14 protein-coding genes are annotated in these 17,177 nt (G+C 53.3%); 7 read left to right on the top strand and 7 right to left on the bottom strand.

What is annotated here, in order from left to right; all coding sequences use genetic code 11:
• Positions 1-23: 23 nt before the first annotated feature.
• The 4 genes from thyA to rppH form a co-directional block, all read right to left on the bottom strand.
• Positions 24-818 carry a thymidylate synthase gene (thyA, locus tag FDW95_RS06950; RefSeq protein WP_115257572.1) on the bottom strand — a complete coding sequence of 265 codons (795 nt, stop codon included), beginning with the start codon at positions 816-818 and terminating at the stop codon, positions 24-26.
• Between the two features lie 6 nt (positions 819-824).
• A complete protein-coding gene (gene lgt, locus FDW95_RS06945; RefSeq protein ID WP_115257571.1) occupies positions 825-1,700 on the bottom strand; it encodes a prolipoprotein diacylglyceryl transferase in 876 nt (291 codons plus the stop codon).
• 205 nt (positions 1,701-1,905) lie between these two features.
• On the bottom strand, positions 1,906-4,152 hold the full coding sequence (ptsP, locus tag FDW95_RS06940; protein WP_115257570.1) for a phosphoenolpyruvate--protein phosphotransferase: 2,247 nt from the start codon (positions 4,150-4,152) through the stop codon (positions 1,906-1,908).
• Between the two features lie 12 nt (positions 4,153-4,164).
• Entirely contained in the window at positions 4,165-4,695 is a 531-nt protein-coding gene (gene rppH, locus FDW95_RS06935) for an RNA pyrophosphohydrolase (protein WP_003825602.1), read from the bottom strand.
• Between the two features lie 684 nt (positions 4,696-5,379).
• Between rppH and mutH the strand changes: the two genes are divergently transcribed.
• The 4 genes from mutH (at position 5,380) to FDW95_RS06915 (ending at position 8,375) form a co-directional block, all read left to right on the top strand.
• A complete protein-coding gene (gene mutH / locus FDW95_RS06930; protein WP_115257569.1) occupies positions 5,380-6,072 on the top strand; it encodes a DNA mismatch repair endonuclease MutH in 693 nt (230 codons plus the stop codon).
• Between the two features lie 78 nt (positions 6,073-6,150).
• Entirely contained in the window at positions 6,151-6,864 is a 714-nt protein-coding gene (locus FDW95_RS06925; RefSeq protein WP_096755846.1) for a TerC family protein, read from the top strand.
• 144 nt (positions 6,865-7,008) lie between these two features.
• The gene (gene ygdR, locus FDW95_RS06920) at positions 7,009-7,227 is read left to right on the top strand and encodes a lipoprotein YgdR (RefSeq protein ID WP_000758660.1); all 219 of its coding nucleotides are present in this window, start codon (positions 7,009-7,011) and stop codon (positions 7,225-7,227) included.
• A gap of 107 nt (positions 7,228-7,334) precedes the next feature.
• Positions 7,335-8,375 carry an NADP(H)-dependent aldo-keto reductase gene (locus tag FDW95_RS06915; protein ID WP_115257568.1) on the top strand — a complete coding sequence of 347 codons (1,041 nt, stop codon included), beginning with the start codon at positions 7,335-7,337 and terminating at the stop codon, positions 8,373-8,375.
• A 102-nt stretch (positions 8,376-8,477) separates the two neighbouring features.
• Here FDW95_RS06915 and lplT read toward each other — a convergent pair whose 3' ends face one another.
• Together lplT and aas are read right to left on the bottom strand one after the other, a co-directional pair.
• Complete coding sequence (gene lplT / locus FDW95_RS06910; protein ID WP_115257567.1) at positions 8,478-9,671, bottom strand: lysophospholipid transporter LplT; 1,194 nt, start codon at positions 9,669-9,671, stop codon at positions 8,478-8,480.
• Positions 9,664-11,823 carry a bifunctional acyl-ACP--phospholipid O-acyltransferase/long-chain-fatty-acid--ACP ligase gene (gene aas / locus FDW95_RS06905; protein ID WP_115257566.1) on the bottom strand — a complete coding sequence of 720 codons (2,160 nt, stop codon included), beginning with the start codon at positions 11,821-11,823 and terminating at the stop codon, positions 9,664-9,666. The genes lplT and aas overlap by 8 nt, the downstream gene beginning before the upstream one ends.
• A 602-nt stretch (positions 11,824-12,425) precedes the next feature.
• Here aas and galR point away from each other — a divergent pair.
• Positions 12,426-13,454, top strand: a complete 1,029-nt coding sequence (gene galR / locus FDW95_RS06895) for an HTH-type transcriptional regulator GalR (RefSeq protein WP_115257565.1) — start codon at positions 12,426-12,428, stop codon at positions 13,452-13,454.
• A gap of 13 nt (positions 13,455-13,467) precedes the next feature.
• Positions 13,468-14,478: a LacI family DNA-binding transcriptional regulator gene (locus FDW95_RS06890; RefSeq protein ID WP_115257564.1), complete on the top strand. Its 1,011-nt coding sequence runs from the start codon at positions 13,468-13,470 to the stop codon at positions 14,476-14,478.
• Between the two features lie 150 nt (positions 14,479-14,628).
• On the opposite strand, the gene lysA is transcribed toward FDW95_RS06890, so the two are convergent.
• Positions 14,629-15,885, bottom strand: coding sequence for a diaminopimelate decarboxylase (gene lysA, locus FDW95_RS06885; RefSeq protein WP_115257563.1), 1,257 nt, complete (start codon positions 15,883-15,885; stop codon positions 14,629-14,631).
• A gap of 117 nt (positions 15,886-16,002) precedes the next feature.
• On the opposite strand from lysA, the gene FDW95_RS06880 reads away from it, so the two are divergent.
• On the top strand, positions 16,003-16,926 hold the full coding sequence (locus FDW95_RS06880; protein ID WP_115257562.1) for a LysR family transcriptional regulator: 924 nt from the start codon (positions 16,003-16,005) through the stop codon (positions 16,924-16,926).
• Positions 16,927-17,177: the final 251 nt, after the last annotated feature.

Raw genomic sequence — 17,177 nt, 5'->3', positions numbered from 1 at the left:
GGTCGTGGCAGGGTAGCGGTCGATTAGATAGCAACCGGCGCTTTAATACCAGGGTGCGGATCGTAACCTTCAATCTCGAAATCATCGAAACGATAGTCGAAGATAGAGTCAGGCTTACGCTTGATGACCAGCTTCGGCAAGGCACGCGGTTCGCGGCTGAGCTGCAGGTGCGTTTGCTCCATGTGGTTGCTGTACAGGTGCGTATCGCCGCCGGTCCAGACAAAATCACCGACTTCCAGATTGCACTGCTGCGCCATCATATGGACCAGCAAAGCATAGCTGGCAATGTTAAACGGCAGGCCGAGGAACACATCGCACGAACGCTGATACAGCTGACAGGAGAGCTTGCCGTCTGCCACATAGAACTGGAAGAACGCATGGCACGGCGCCAGCGCCATCTTATCCAGTTCGCCTACGTTCCACGCAGAAACGATAATACGGCGAGAGTCCGGATCATTCTTCAACTGGTTAAGCACCGTGGTGATCTGATCAATATGGCGGCCATCTGGCGTTGGCCACGCGCGCCACTGTTTACCATAGACCGGGCCCAGATCGCCGTTTTCATCTGCCCACTCATCCCAGATAGAAACGTTGTTTTCGTGCAGGTAGGCCACGTTAGTGTCGCCCTGCAAAAACCACAGCAGTTCATGAATGATAGAGCGCAAATGGCAGCGTTTAGTGGTAACCAGCGGGAATCCTTCCTGCAGATTAAAACGCATCTGATGACCAAAAATGGAAAGCGTTCCGGTTCCGGTACGGTCGTTTTTCTGTGTGCCTTCATCCAGCACTTTTTGCATCAGTTCTAAATACTGTTTCATGATTCCTCAGGAAGCGTGTTGCTGTGGGCTGCGGCGGTACGCCCAAACCATCATAATGATACCGGCGACAATCATCGGGATAGACAGGATCTGCCCCATGCTGATGTACTGTACCCATTCGCCGGTAAACTGCTGATCCGGCTGGCGGAAAAATTCAACGATGATACGAAACGCGCCGTAGCCAATCAGGAACAGACCGGAGACCGAGCCCATCGGACGCGGTTTACGAATGAACAGGTTAAGAATGATAAACAGCACCACGCCTTCCAACGCCATCTCATAAAGCTGAGACGCGTGACGAGGCAGCGAACCGTAGGTATCGAAAATAGATTGCCACTGCGGGTTGGTTTGCAGCAGTAAGATGTCTTCGGTACGCGACCCCGGGAACAACATGCTATATGAGAAGTTCGGGTCAACGCGTCCCCACAGTTCGCCGTTGATAAAGTTGCCCAGTCGTCCCGCGCCCAGACCAAACGGAATCAAAGGAGCAATGAAGTCAGAGACCTGGAAGAACGAACGCTTGGTGCGTTTGGCGAAGATAATCATCACCAGGATCACACCGATGAGACCACCGTGGAATGACATTCCGCCATCCCAGACGCGGAACAGATACAGCGGATTATCAAGGAACAGAGGGAAGTTGTAGAACAGTACGTAACCGATACGCCCACCGAGGAACACCCCGAGGAAGCCTGCATAGAGTAAGTTTTCAACTTCGTTTTTGGTCCAGCCACTTCCTGGGCGATTAGCGCGGCGCGTCGCCAGCCACATCGCGAAAATAAACCCCACCAAATACATCATGCCGTACCAGTGAAGTGCGACGGGTCCAATTGAGAAAATGACCGGATCGAATTCCGGAAAATGCAGATAGCTACTGGTCATCTGTCACCACAAGTTCTTGTTATTTCGCTGAAGTCAGACAGCAATTGATAAGCGCGCCTGTATGATACAGGCGCTCCGAAGGTGCGAATGATAGCACAAGGGGATCACCACGCATGCCGGGAAGATGTAAAAGATCTGTATAGGTAAGCCAGACACCAACAGGGATGCCAGATGAAACAGTGATGATCAGGCCGACAATTCAGACTTACAGCCCCCCGCGAATCAAACCTCCCATACCGCGGCGTTCCATAAATGCCGCCACCTGATGGCGCACTTCCGTCGCCAGTTGCGCTTCCAGGCTGCGCTGTGCCAGCGTTTGCGCTTCATCAAAATCTATGTGGCGCAGCAGATATTTCACTCGTGCCACAGAACGACCGTTCATTGATAAGTGGCGAAAACCCAGACCGATTAAAATGGTCACACACATTGGGTCACCCGCCATTTCGCCGCACAGGCGTAAATCGATGCCGCTTCTCTCGGCTTCCTGGGCAATCATCGCCAACGCACGTAACATCCCAGGATGCAGGCTGTCATAAATGCTGGCGACCCGCGTATTGTTACGATCGACTGCCAGAATATATTGGGTCAGATCGTTGGTACCCACCGAGATAAAATCGACCCTGTTCGCCAGATGCGGCAGCATAAAGACCATCGACGGGACTTCCAGCATGATGCCGATACGAGGTTTCGGGATCGCGTAGCCGATCATCTCTTCCACTTCGCGCCCGGCGCGCTCAATCAAGCGCCGCGCTTCGTCAACTTCATCAATACTGGTGACCATCGGCAGCAAAATACTCAGGTTGCCGGTTGCCGCGTTGGCACGCAGCATTGCGCGGACCTGGATCAAAAAGATCTCCGGCTGATCGAGCGTAATGCGGATCCCGCGCCAGCCAAGGCACGGATTCTCTTCACTGATGGGCATGTAAGGCAGTTGCTTATCAGCCCCGACGTCCAGCGTACGCAGAGTCACCGGCTTGTCGTTAAACATTTGCAGCATGCCCTGATACTGGGCAACCTGTTCTTCTTCTGACGGAAACCCGCTTTGTAGCATGAACGGAATTTCGGTGCGATACAGCCCGATGCCGTCGATCCGGCTTCCCAGTTTTTGCTCGTGTTCCGGACTCAGCCCGGCGTTGAGCATCACCTTAACGCGCTCGCCGCTTTTCAACTGGGCTGGCTGGTTAACGTCATCTTCTGCCAGGCGACTGAGTTCAATCTCTTCACTGATAAGTCGCTGATATTCCTGAATCAAAACCGGTTCAGGATCAACCAGCAGCTCGCCGCGATAACCGTCCACCACCAGCGTACGGCGGTGGAGTACCGACGGCTGGATGTCGGCCCCCATCACAGTCGGAATACCCAGCGCGCGCACCATAATTGCCGCATGGGAGTTGGCAGCGCCGTCTCTGACCACCACACCAACTAGTCGGTCCTGCGGAAGCTCTGCCAGCGTGGTCGCGGAAAGCTCATCTGCCACCAACACGAAACGTTCCGGCCAGGCATTTGGCCCCTGAATCGAATCGTCAAGATGGAACAGCAGACGCTGGCCGAGCGCACGTAAATCCCCGGCCCGCTCTTTGAGATAGTTATCACTGAGGGCGGCAAACTGTTCAGCGAACTTCTCGATAATCGTTTTAACCGCCCACTCCGCCACCGAACCGTTGTCCACTTCTGCAAACAGCTCGCGGCGCAGACGGGTATCGGAAAGCAGGTGCGAGTAAAGATCGAAGATCGCCGCCGTCTCTTTTTGTGCTCCCGCCGTAAAGCGCTTACTGTAGCGGCGGAATTCATTGGCGGCTTCTTCCAGCGCCTCAGTCAGTCGTTCGCGTTCTAGTACCGGATCCAGCGTTGACGCCTGATACACCTGCTCCATCAGCGGCAGCGTGGCATCCTGCCAGCCTTCGGCAATCGCCACGCCGGGTGCGGCAGGCAACGCACGAATGCGCGTTTGCCGGTATTGACCAAACAACGCGGTGAGCTGCGACTGAGAAAGAATGGCGGCCATTTGCGTGGCGAGTGTCACCAGGAATGACTCTTCGCTTTCATCGTACTGGCGCAGTTCACGCTGCTGGACCACCAGCACACCCAATAGCTGGCGGCGCTGAATGATCGGCACGCCTAAGAAGGCGCGGAATCGCTCTTCTTTTACTGAAGGGATGTATTTGAAGCTGGGGTGTTTTTGCGCATCTGCGAGGTTAATTGGTTCCGCCAGCCTGCCAACCAGGCCAACGATACCTTCATCAAACGCAAGCGCAACGGTGCGACCGCGTGGTTTTTTGAGTCCCCGGGTCGCCATCAGGTAATAACAACGTCGGTCGTGATCGGCCAGATAAACCGAACAGACCTCTGTATCCATCGCAAGACAGATGTCGGTAACCAGAATATTCAGCGCCTCATTAAGACGCGGAGCACTGGCCACCTTTTCGACTATTTCGCGCAGGCGGGTGAGCATAATTTGCGTAGCTTAACCTCTTTTACGTCTGTACGCAGGTGCGCTTTGCGGCTTTGGGGTACTCTCCTGAAGCGCCATCACAACACTTGCGAATTCTTTCATCACCCTGCGATAGACATCGCGTTTAAATGACACTACCTGTCGAACCGGATACCAGTAACTCACCCAACGCCAGCCATCGAACTCGGGCGTGCTGCTGGTTTGCATATTGATCTCAGCATCGCTGCTTACCAATTGCAGAAGGAACCATTTTTGTTTCTGGCCGATACAAACCGGCTTCGTGTCCCAACGCACCAAACGTTTCGGTAACTTGTAACGCAACCAGTTACGAGTAGAAGCCAGGATCCGCACATCTTTACGACTGAGGCCCACTTCTTCAAACAGTTCCCGGTACATCGCCTGCTCTGCTGTCTCTCCCGCGTTTATCCCACCTTGCGGGAATTGCCAGGAGTGCTGACCAAATCGCCGGGCCCACATGACCTGCCCCTGGCGGTTACAAATTACTATTCCTACATTCGGGCGGTAGCCATCGTCATCAATCACCGGACTACCTCAACATAAACCTTATATATAAACGATTGTTTCACACTCCTGAGAGGCGGTAAACCACTGTGTTAAGCACACGAGACTCTAATAACAATTGAATAACTCACAGCAAAGGACTGAGTTATAAACAGAGGTAGGCTGAGTTAGGCGATTTTATTCACCTTTTCTGTGGATATAGTTGTGAAGAAGTACGGAATTACTATGGGAAAACCCGGAACAGTCTGAATATGACCTTTGTCACATATAAAAATTAGTCGTCTATATTCATTGAGTTAACATCAAATATTGTCACCTAACGCACAGAAACGTGATGTACATCACGCATACGATCCTCGAGCTGATGAAAGATCAACCAGCGTTGGTTTTATCCACAGATTGTGCCAATAAGTTAGGCACAATTTGTGTGAAAATTCGATTTTCGTCGCACGTCAAGGCTGTAAATTGAAACAGTAGTGGGGGTTTTTCACAGTTATCCCATCTTTCTGTGGATAACATGGTGTAAGATCCTGTTCATTGTCAGTGACCAGAATTGGAAAACCTCATCGGTTGTTGCGCAACTCTTGATTATGAAATTTAAAAATCAATATAAATCAGATAATTGAGTAAAGCTTGTGGAAAAAGATAAACTCTGTCCACTCGGTATAAAATCATTGCTCATTTTTTCGCCTAAGGGTTAACTCAATGTCAGAACTCCAGCCACTGCTTTCTCCCCCTGAATCCGAAGCCATGCTGCTTGCCCAGGCACGGCGGCTTTCGGGCTACACGTTAGGGGAGCTGGCGGCAATGGCGGGGATTGTAACCCCCAACGATTTGAAACGGGACAAAGGCTGGATCGGCGTACTGCTGGAGATCTGGCTCGGCGCCAGCGCGGGCAGCAAGCCGGAGCAGGATTTTGCGGCGCTAGGCGTAGAGCTGAAAACGATCCCTGTGGACAGTCTTGGCAGACCGCTGGAAACCACCTTCGTTTGCGTAGCACCATTAACCGGCAATACCGGCGTAACATGGGAAACCAGCCATGTCCGCCATAAACTTAAACGTGTGCTGTGGGTGCCGGTGGAAGGGGAACGCAGCATCCCGTTAGCCCAACGTCGCGTAGGATCCCCGCTGTTATGGAGTCCGAATGAAGAAGAAGACCGGCAATTACGCCTGGACTGGGAAGAATTGATGGACATGATTGTGCTGGGCCACGTCGAACGCATCACCGCCCGCCATGGGGAAGTGTTACAGCTACGCCCAAAAGCCGCCAATGCGAAAGCGCTAACCGAAGCCATTGGCGCGAATGGTGAGCCAATTCTGACCCTGCCACGCGGTTTTTATCTAAAAAAGAACTTCACGCGCGCGCTGCTGGAGCGTCATTTTTTATTCCAGACGTAATAGGCACAGCCCGGCCTTTCGCCCGCCGCGTTACGCGCCTATAATTAGCGCTTCTTTTTTTTGGCAGGACTTTGTTCGATGTTATTTGCATGGATAACCGATCCTAACGCCTGGCTGGCGCTCGGTACGCTGACGCTGCTGGAGATCGTTCTGGGGATCGACAATATTATTTTCCTTTCTTTGGTCGTTGCTAAACTCCCGACCGCACAACGCAGTCATGCCCGACGTATCGGGCTGGCGGCAGCGATGATCATGCGTCTGGCACTACTGGCGTCTATCGCCTGGGTCACGCGTCTGACCAACCCGCTGTTTGAGGTGTTTGGCGAGGCGATCTCAGCGCGTGACCTGATCCTTCTGCTTGGTGGATTGTTCCTGATCTGGAAAGCCAGTAAGGAGATTCATGAGTCTATAGAAGGTGAAGAAGAAGGGCTGAAAACACGCGTATCCTCGTTCCTCGGGGCAATTGTGCAGATCATGTTGTTAGACATTATCTTCAGCCTGGACTCCGTCATCACCGCAGTAGGCTTGTCCGATCATCTGTTTATCATGATGGCGGCGGTAGTTATTGCCGTCGGCGTGATGATGTTTGCGGCACGCCCGATTGGTGAATTTGTGGATCGCCATCCCTCGGTAAAAATGCTGGCACTCTCTTTCCTGATCCTGGTCGGCTTCACGCTGATTCTGGAAAGTTTCGATGTGCATGTGCCGAAAGGGTACATTTATTTCGCCATGTTCTTCTCTATCGGTGTAGAGACCTTGAACCTGTTGCGCAATAAAAAGAACCCGCTCTGACCCCATCAGTCGCTCTCCTGCAAGGGGAGCGACGACCCACATCACCTTTTCTTCTCACAGATTAAGATTTTACTGCTTTCGCCCGGCATAACTTCGCGTTATTACTAAACTAGTGTCAGACGCAGGCCACGTGAGGATAAATAGATGAAAAAATGGGCAGTTTTAATTTCCGCGGTAGGATTGGCTTTCGCCGTTTCTGGATGCAGCAGTGATTATGTGATGGCGACCAAAGATGGTCGGATGATCCTGACCGACGGTAAACCCGAAATTGATGATGATACCGGTCTGGTGAGCTATCACGACCAGCAAGGCAATGCGATGCAGATTAACCGCGACGACGTATCTCAAATCATTGAGCGTTGATGGTTGAGGTCAGCCTCGCTGCTGGCCTTAACAATTTTGCTTCCCTTTTTCCCTTCCCTCAGCCATTTTTATAATCCTTATGTTGTGATTATAAAAAGGAAACGGCTATGCAATATCACCGTATACCCCACAGCTCGCTGGAAGTCAGTACACTGGGGCTGGGCACAATGACGTTTGGTGAACAAAACAGCGAAGCCGACGCACACGCACAGCTTGACTATGCCGTAGCACAAGGCATCAATTTAATCGACGTTGCCGAGATGTATCCGGTCCCGCCACGCCCGGAAACCCAGGGCCTCACGGAAACCTACGTCGGCAACTGGCTCGCTAAACACGGCAGCCGTGAAAAACTGATCGTCGCCTCGAAGGTCAGCGGGCCGTCGCGTAATAATGACAGCGGTATTCGCCCGAATCAGGCGCTGGATCGTAAAAACATTCGCCAGGCACTGAACGACAGCCTCAAACGCCTGCAAACCGATTATCTGGACCTGTATCAGGTTCACTGGCCACAGCGCCCAACCAATTGCTTTGGCAAGCTGGGCTACAGCTGGACAGACTCCGCTCCGGTAGTCACCCTGCTGGAAACGTTGGAAGCGCTAACTGAATTTCAGCGCGCCGGGAAAATTCGCTATATCGGCGTGTCCAACGAAACCGCATTTGGCGTCATGCGCTATTTACACCTGGCGGACAAACACGACCTGCCGCGCATTGTTACTATCCAGAACCCCTACAGCCTGCTGAACCGTAGCTTTGAAGTGGGATTAGCGGAAGTCAGCCAGTACGAAGGCATTGAACTGCTGGCCTACTCGAGCCTGGGCTTTGGCACATTAACCGGTAAGTACCTGAACGGCGCACAGCCTGCCGGCGCACGCCATACGCTGTTTAGTCGCTTCACGCGCTACAGCGGCGAACAGACGCAAAAAGCCGTCGCCGCCTACGTAGATATCGCCAAACGCCATAATCTGGACCCGGCGCAGATGGCACTGGCCTTTGTGCGTCGCCAGCCGTTTGTCGCCAGCACCCTGCTGGGGGCGACAACAATGGAGCAGCTAAAAACCAATGTCGAAAGTTTGCATCTGACGTTAAGCGAAGAGGTACTGGCAGAGATTGAAGCGGTGCATCAGGTTTATACCTATCCTGCACCGTAACGTGTAGTGCCTGATGGCGCTACGCTTATCAGGCCTACAAAAACAAGCCGTACTGTAGGCCGGATAAGGCAACGCCGCCATCCGGCAACAGCACGTAACAGGCTAATGGCGACGTTGCCAGATCCACAGCGCCGTAATCGCCAGCGCGAACAGCCCGCCAAAGCCAATTCCGATAGCAACTGCCGGAATGCCCACCAGCACCGCCAGCGAGTAAATACCGAGCATCAGCAGCATGGCGCTGTTTTCACCCAGATTTTGCACCGCGATGGCATTACCCGCGCCGACGCTTTTTTTGCCTCGCTCTTGTAGGAGCGCATTCAGCGGCACAACAAAGAAACCGCCCAGCACACCAATAAGCATCAGCAGCCCATAGGACGGCAACAGCGCATGCTGCAGAGATAAGAACAGTACGCCGACGCCAATCAGGATCCCCGCTGGCATACAGCGAGACACTGTCTCCAGCGTGACCAGCTTCGCCGCAGCACCCGCGCCAACAACAATCCCAATTGCCACCATCGCGTTGAGATAGGTCGGTGTGGCGTTATCGGTAATACCCAACACTACCGGCACCCACAGTACCAGCAGAAAACGCAGCGTCACCCCCGCGCCCCAAAACAGACTGGTTCCCACCAACGAGAAGCGCGTTTCACCGTTGCGCCACAGCGAAGACGCCGCGCAGAAGAAGCTGCGCGTCATTTTCCCCAGATGCCACGACTGACCAGGACGCGCGGCGGCCAGTTTCGGGATAGACAGGTTCGCCACCACCGCACCCGCATAGGCCAGCGCGCAAACCGAGAGCGCGGCTATCACATGCCAGTCGGCCAGCACACCGCCAGCCACCGAGCCCAGCAGAATAGCAGCGATGGTTGAGGCTTCCATCAGACCGTTAGCTTTCACCAGTTTATCGCCGGTGGTCAGTTCCCCGAGAATGCCATACTTGGCCGGTGAATACGCCGCCGCGCCAACGCCCACTAGCGTGTACCCCAGAAAAGGGTTAACACCGAAGCAAATACTTGCCGCCCCCAGCAGTTTGAGACCGTTGGCGAACATCATCACTCTGCCTTTGGCAAAGCTGTCCGCCACCTGCCCGACAAAAGGGGCGAAAAGAATGTAAGCACCCACAAACACCATTTGCAGGATCGGCTGGCTCCAGTCCGGATAGAATTGCTCTTTCAGCAACGCCAGGGTGGCAAACAGCAGCGCGTTATCGCCAAACGCCGACAGAAACTGCGCGGCGATAACGGACATCATCCCTTTGGACCAGATTGAAGTGTTAGTGTGTACTGACTCACGCATGTTGTTGTTCCGGTTCATCAACCCAGCTTTTCAGCGTTACAAAGTCCGGCTTACCGCTGCCGAGGAGAGGGAGTTGCTTCAGGTGGCGAATATCACGCGGCACGGCGAGCTCAGGGATGCCGTGGGCCCGCGCATGCTGCAGCAGTTTTTCACGCGTCAGCTCGCTGTCAGTGGTGAACAATACCAGCGCCTCACCTTTGCTGGCATCACTCTTGATAGCCGTGGCGTGCATTTTGTCAGCAGAGACCGCCAGCGCCAGCTGCTCCACCATTTCCAGCGATACCATCTCACCAGCAATTTTCGCAAAGCGCTTGGCGCGCCCCTGAATCTGCACAAAGCCGTTCTCGTCAAAACGCACAATGTCACCGGTGTCATACCAGCCGCGCTCAACCTCGCCCTGTGCATTTTCTGCCGTCGGCACTTCCAGTACACCCGGGTTTTCAACGCGCAAATAGCCGCTCATAATGTTCGGACCTTTCAACTGCAAACGTCCGCCGTCTTCAATGCCTGGAACCGCCAGCAGTCGGGCATCCATACCGGGCAGAATACGCCCTACCGTGCCTGATTTTGCCGCCATCGGCACGTTAATCGACACCACCGGCGCACATTCCGTCACGCCATAACCTTCAAGCACACGCAACCCAAACTTCTCCTGCCACAGTTGCTTTGTGGTGTCCTGCAGCTTTTCAGCTCCCGCTACCACGTAGCGCAGGCGGTGGAAATCATAAGGATGGGCAAAGCGCGCGTAGTTGCCGAGGAACGTCGAGGTGCCAAACAGCACGGTGCAGTTTCGGTCATACACCAGCTCCGGCACAATGCGATAATGCAGTGGGCTGGGATAGAGAAAGACTTCGGCACCGGTCAGGAGCGGCGTAAACAGCCCCACCGTCAGGCCAAAAGAGTGGAACAACGGCAGCGCCGACATAAAGCGATCGTCGGCGGTGAAGTCGGCAATGGTTTTAATTTGCTCGACGTTCGCCAGAATGCTTTTGTGGCTGTGCACCACACCTTTCGGATGGCCCTCAGAGCCGGAGGTAAAGAGGATCACCGCAGCTTCTTCAGGCTGCTGCTTCACCTGAGCCAGGTGCGGCATCAGCAGATGAGAGAAAATCCACACTTTATCGTTAAAGGTAACATCGGCTTTTAAATCTTCCAGGTACACCCAGCGCACCTGGGTAAGCTGTTCCGGCAGATGCCAGAGTTTGCCTTTGTCGAGAAATTGGCGGGAGGTAAAAATCGTTTTGATTTCGGAGGCGGTAATAGCGCTGGTCAGCCCTTTTACGCCCGCCGTGTAGTTCATCATGGCCGGAATACGTCGACGGGCAATAGCGCCAAAAATCACAGCCGCGCTAATCCCCGCATTGGGGAGCATCAGACCAATCTTCTCACCTTCTACGCTGTATTTTTCCAGAATACGGGCAACAAACAGCGTTTTAGTCAGCAGTTTGCGATAGCTGTCTGGGGTAAAGTTAACGTCTTCAATGCAGTTTTTTCCTGCGCCAAAACGGTACTTCGCCGCCAGCAGAGACTCATACAACGTTTCACGCGGTCGTACGGCCATGCGCGCTTCCATCATAATCTGGTGCAGCATTTCACCGGCCATCTTGCGGCGATCGCGGGCGCGCGGCGCTTCTGGCATCGGTAACTGCGTAGGCGGCAGGATATGTAGCTGAATACGCGGGAAGAAACGTCGTTTAACTAAACCTTTCAGGCGGCTAAAGTAGCTCAGCTCAGCGCCCTCAATGCGCACTGGCACCACCGTCGCGCCCGATTTCGCCGCGACAAATCCGGCACCGTCATAGATTTTCATCAATGAGCCGGTGGTCGAAATACGGCCTTCCGGGAAAATAACCACCGGACGTCCCTGCTCAACCAGGCGAACCAGATGCTTAATTGACATCGGTTTAGTGGGGTCTAGCGGCACGAAATCAATCAGCGGGGTGAGCCAGCGCATGTACCATTGCTGGCTGATCGAGGTATAAACCGCAAAGACCGGGCGAATCGGCAAAAACAGCGCCAGCAGCATACCGTCGATAAAAGAGACATGATTGGGAGTGATTAAGACGCGCTCTCCCCGTAGTGCACTGACATCGCCCGTAAGGCGAACGCGGAAAAGCACGCGAAACACATTGCGAAAAAACCCTAATAGCATTTCAACTCCCTGTACCATCAATTATCTAAAGATGAATGGTGGCAGATTATACGAGTTGTGGGGGAGGCGCGACAGGTAAATGGAGTCCGAAAAAAGAGGCGAAAAAAAACCTGCGCATCCGCGCAGGTTGGTGCAAGAGACAGGTACGAAATGCGTACCGAATAATCTCACCAATCAATACCTCTGGGATCTTGATTGTGGTCGCCACCGGGCCGATACGCCAGTCCGAAAACGCAAAGGAATGAACCCAAGTGCAACCAGTTGTGTAAATTATCGCTTACTGTTACAGATGCGCGTAAAGGCAAAAAAAAACCTGCGCATCTGCGCAGGTTGGTGTAAATCTTGTGATCAACCCGAAAGCTGATTTCACCTATCAATACCTCTGGGATCCCAACTCTAGCAATCCTGTCTTTCTCCTCGCCAGCGAACAATCGCAACAGGTCATCGCAAAGTGTAAGCAAAGATTTTCATTCTCTCTTTCTGTCTTACTTCGCTCGTGTGCGCTCACATTTGCGCAGTCCTGATGGGCAATCTGCTTGAACAACCAGCCATTTTCCGTAACACTGACGGAATGTAAGCGTTTACCCACAACAGGTACTATCATGGCGACTATAAAGGACGTAGCCCAACTCGCTGGTGTATCAGTCGCCACCGTTTCTCGCGTGATCAATCATTCTCCTAAAGCCAGCGAAGCCTCCCGCCTGGCTGTGATGAGTGCAATGGAATCACTCAACTACCACCCTAATGCCAATGCGCGTGCGCTGGCACAGCAATCCACCGAGACCGTCGGTCTGGTGGTGGGTGATGTGTCCGATCCATTCTTCGGGGCAATGGTTAAAGCTGTCGAGCAGGTGGCCTATAACACGGGTAATTTTTTACTGATTGGTAACGGCTACCATAACGAGCAGAAAGAACGTCAGGCGATTGAGCAACTTATTCGCCACCGCTGCGCGGCTCTGGTGGTTCACGCAAAAATTATCCCGGACGCGGAGCTGGCGTCATTAATGAAACAAATCCCCGGCATGGTGCTTATCAATCGCATCCTGCCTGGCTTCGAACAGCGCTGCGTTGCGCTTGATGACCGTTACGGCGCATGGCTGGCAACCCGCCACCTCATCCAGCAGGGGCATACGCGCATCGGCTACCTGTGTTCTAACCACAGTATTTCTGATGCAGAAGATCGTCTGCAGGGCTATTACGATGCGCTGGCAGAAAGCAACATCCCGGTCAACGATCGGCTGGTGACCTTCGGTGAACCGGACGAAAGCGGCGGCGAACAGGCGATGACGGAACTGCTGGGACGTGGCAAGAACTTCACCGCTGTCGCCTGCTATAACGACTCAATGGCGGCAGGTGCTATGGGTGTATTAAATGATAATGGCATCGATGTACCGGGCAAAATATCACTGATCGGTTTTGATGATGTGCTGGTTTCCCGCTACGTGCGTCCACGGCTGACGACGGTACGCTACCCAATAGTAACGATGGCAACCCAGGCCGCCGAACTGGCGCTGGCGTTGGCCGACAACCTTCCGGCACCGGAAATAACGCATGTATTCAACCCTACGCTGGTCCGTCGACATTCCGTTTCGACGCTGACAGAATCAGGGAATTCTTCGTCAAAGGATTAATCAGGATAGCGTCATGACAACGATGTTGGATGTTTCTCGTCATGCTGGCGTATCAAAAGCGACCGTTTCGCGTGTGCTGAACGGAACGGGTCAAGTCAAAGAAAGCACGCGCCAGAAAGTCTTTAATGCCATGCAGGCCTTAGACTACCGCCCTAATTTTTTGGCGCGTTCGCTGGCAAATCGCACCAGTAACAGCATTGGCCTGGTGGTTTCCACATTCGATGGCTTCTACTTTGGCCGTCTGCTGCAACAGGCTTCACGCCAAACCGAATCCCACGGCAAACAGCTGATCGTGACCGACGGCCACGATACGCCGGAGCGCGAACAGGAAGCGGTACAAATGCTGGCCGACCGCCAGTGCGACGCCATTATTCTTTACACCCGCTATATGAGCGAAAAAGCGATTATGTCGCTGATGCATAGCATTAATATGCCGCTGCTGGTCATTAATCGCGATGTCAGCCAGGCCCGCGACCGGGCAATTTTCTTTGAACAAGAAAATGCGGCCTATCAAGCGGTAAGTTACCTGATTTCACAAGGCCATAGCGATATAGCCTGTATCACCGTCCCGCACCATACCCCGACCGGTAAGTCACGCCTGATGGGTTATCGTAAGGCGCTGGAAAAGCACGGTATTCCATGGGATCCCACGAAAGTTAAATACGGTGATTCTACGATGATGAGAGGCTTCGAGGCCTGCCGTGAATTGCTGGAGGAAGGGGTGATTTTCAGCGCCCTCTTTGCCTGTAACGATGATATGGCATTAGGTGCCTCAAAAGCATTACATCAGGCCGGGCTGAAGATCCCGCAGGATGTATCGCTGTTTGGTTTTGATGATGCCCCCAGCGCCAAATGGCTGGAGCCGGGGCTGTCGACCGTCTATCTGCCGATTGATAGCATGATCACCACGGCCATCGACCAGGCCGTCCGCCTGGCGAACGGTGAGAACGTTGAACCTATCCCGCCATTTACCGGCACGTTGATATTGCGTGATTCGGTCACAACGGGACCGTTTTACGAATAGTGCCGGATACATTCGTGCATATTTGTAGGCCTGATAAGCGTAGCGCCATCAGGCATCACCGCGCACATTGCCGGATGGCGGCTACCGCCTTATCCGGCCTACACCCGGCCTACACCCGGCCAAGCGCAGCGCCGCCGGGAATCCCATCTCTCAAATAAGTTCCAGCGCTAACAGCTCATCAATGGTCTGGCGACGACGAATCAACCGCGCCACGCCGTTATCAAACAGCACTTCCGGTAGCAGCGGTCGGCTGTTGTAATTCGACGACATCGACGCGCCGTACGCCCCGGTATCGTGTAGCACCAGATAATCGCCCGGTACAACCGCTGGCAGCAGACGCGTTTCGACTTTGCCGCCCTCCTGCTGGGTAAATACATCACCGGATTCACATAGCGGCCCGGCAACCACTGTGTCAATCTGCGCGGCCTGCTCTAACGAACGACCATCACCCGCCAGCGCTGAGATGTGGTGATAACTACCGTACATCGCCGGGCGCATCAGATCGTTAAAACCGGCGTCGATCAATACAAAGTGACGGCTACCCATCTCTTTAACGCTGCGTACTTGCGCCACCAGCACACCCGCTTCGGCCACCAGAAAACGCCCAGGCTCGATCTCAAGTTTCACCGGATGTCCCAGATATTTAGCAATTTGCTCACGCGCGGCGTTCCACAGGCCAAAGTAGTGATCGGTATTGATCGCCTCTTCCCCTTCACGATACGGGATCGATAAGCCACCACCCGCCGAGATCGCGTCAAGATCCTGACCAAACTCCACCACTTGACGCACCATTGCACCGCACACTTGCTCCAGATGACCGTAATCCACGCCAGAACCAATATGCATATGAATGCCGACCAGCTTCAACTGATAGCGCTGGATCACTTCCAGTGCCGCCGGAAGATCGCTATACCAGATCCCGTGCTTGCTATTTTCACCGCCGGTATTGGTTTTCTGGCTGTGCCCATGACCAAAACCAGGGTTAACACGCAGCCACACGCGGTGGCCCGGCGACAGCTGGCCCAACTGCTCAAGCATATCCACCGAACCGGCATTCACCGGGATCTGCAGCTCGTGCACCCGCGCCAGCGTCGCACCATCAATCATATCTGCGGTAAAGACAATCTCATCGTTACCCGGCACGAACCCCGCCGCCAGCGCACGTTCAATCTCGCCTAATGAGACGGAATCCACCTTCACGCCCTGCTCGCGCATCAGGCGCAGGATATGAATATTTGAGCACGCCTTCTGGGCAAATCGCACCACGTCAAACTGGCCGAGTTTAGCAATCTGCGCGCGGATGATTTGCGCATCATAAACCCACACCGGACAGCCGAATTCGGCGGGCAGGCGCAGCAGGTTATCGGCGGTCAGGTCAGTGTCGGTATTGTTGAGTGGGCGTGGCATAGCAAACTCCGGTATCTGTTTTTTATGATTACGCCACAGCCTGAAGACAATAAAAAATATCGTTTTATCGTTAGTCTATGCAAAAATGATATGGACTAGTTGATTCGAGGAATGCTCATGCCTGCCGTTAACCTGCGCCATATCGAAATCTTTCACGCCATCATGACGGCGGGCAACCTGACGGAAGCCGCACGGATGCTGAATACCTCGCAGCCGACCGTCAGCCGCGAGCTGGCGCGATTCGAGCAGGTACTGGGATTGAAGCTGTTTGAGCGCAGCCGTGGTCGCCTGCACCCAACGGTGCAAGGGTTACGGTTATTTGAAGAAGTGCAGCGTTCCTGGTACGGCCTAGACCGCATCGTCAGTGCCGCAGAAAGCCTGCGCGAGTTCCGCCAGGGGGAGTTATCAATTGTCTGTCTGCCGGTCTTTTCACAATCCTTTTTGCCCTCGCTGCTACAACCGTTTCTGGCACGCTATCCACAGGTCAATATTCAGATTGTGCCGCAGGAGTCTCCGCTGCTGGAGGAGTGGCTGTCGGCACAGCGTCATGATTTAGGGATAACGGAAACAGTCCATACCCCCGCCGGGACCGAGCGCACGGAGTTACTTTCGCTTGATGAAGTTTGCGTATTGCCGCAAGGGCATCCGCTGGCTGAAAAAACGGTCTTAACACCGCAAGATTTTCAGGGCGAAAACTATATTAGTCTGTCCCGCACCGACAGCTACCGCCAACTGCTGGATACCCTGTTTAACGAGCACCAGGTCAAACGCCGGATGGTGATTGAAACCCATAGTGCCGCCTCTATTTGCGCGATGGTACGCGCTGGCGTGGGGATCTCTGTTGTGAATCCGCTGACGGCGATGGACTATGCCAGCAGTGGGATCGTTATCCGCCGATTTAGCGTTTCAGTGCCGTTTACCGTAAGTCTAGTACATCCTTTACATCGCCCTTCATCAGCGCTGGTTGATGCTTTTAGCGGGCATTTAATACATCACACACCTAATATCATTGAATCTTATAAATGCTGGCTAAATTCATAAAATCCCAAAAAAACCATGCAGCACAAATAGCTAAAGAAGTGTTTTTTATTTATAACATAATAAAACTAATAAATAATATATTATAAACACCATCAATACATTCACCATAAATATGATTTAATCTTTCCTTAACACCTTTTTTAGAAAAAAGCATTTTATTGCGAATCGCAAAAAATATAATCTGACGTCATTCTACAACAGTTTCTCACTTTAAATATTAAATCATAACTAGGGAAGGTGCGAATAAGCAG

This window comes from Citrobacter sp. wls718 (assembly GCF_005280945.1).
Classification (GTDB): domain Bacteria; phylum Pseudomonadota; class Gammaproteobacteria; order Enterobacterales; family Enterobacteriaceae; genus Citrobacter; species Citrobacter gillenii.
The sequence above is the reverse complement of the archived record's forward strand: the minus strand, read 5'-3'. Positions and strand labels throughout refer to the sequence as shown.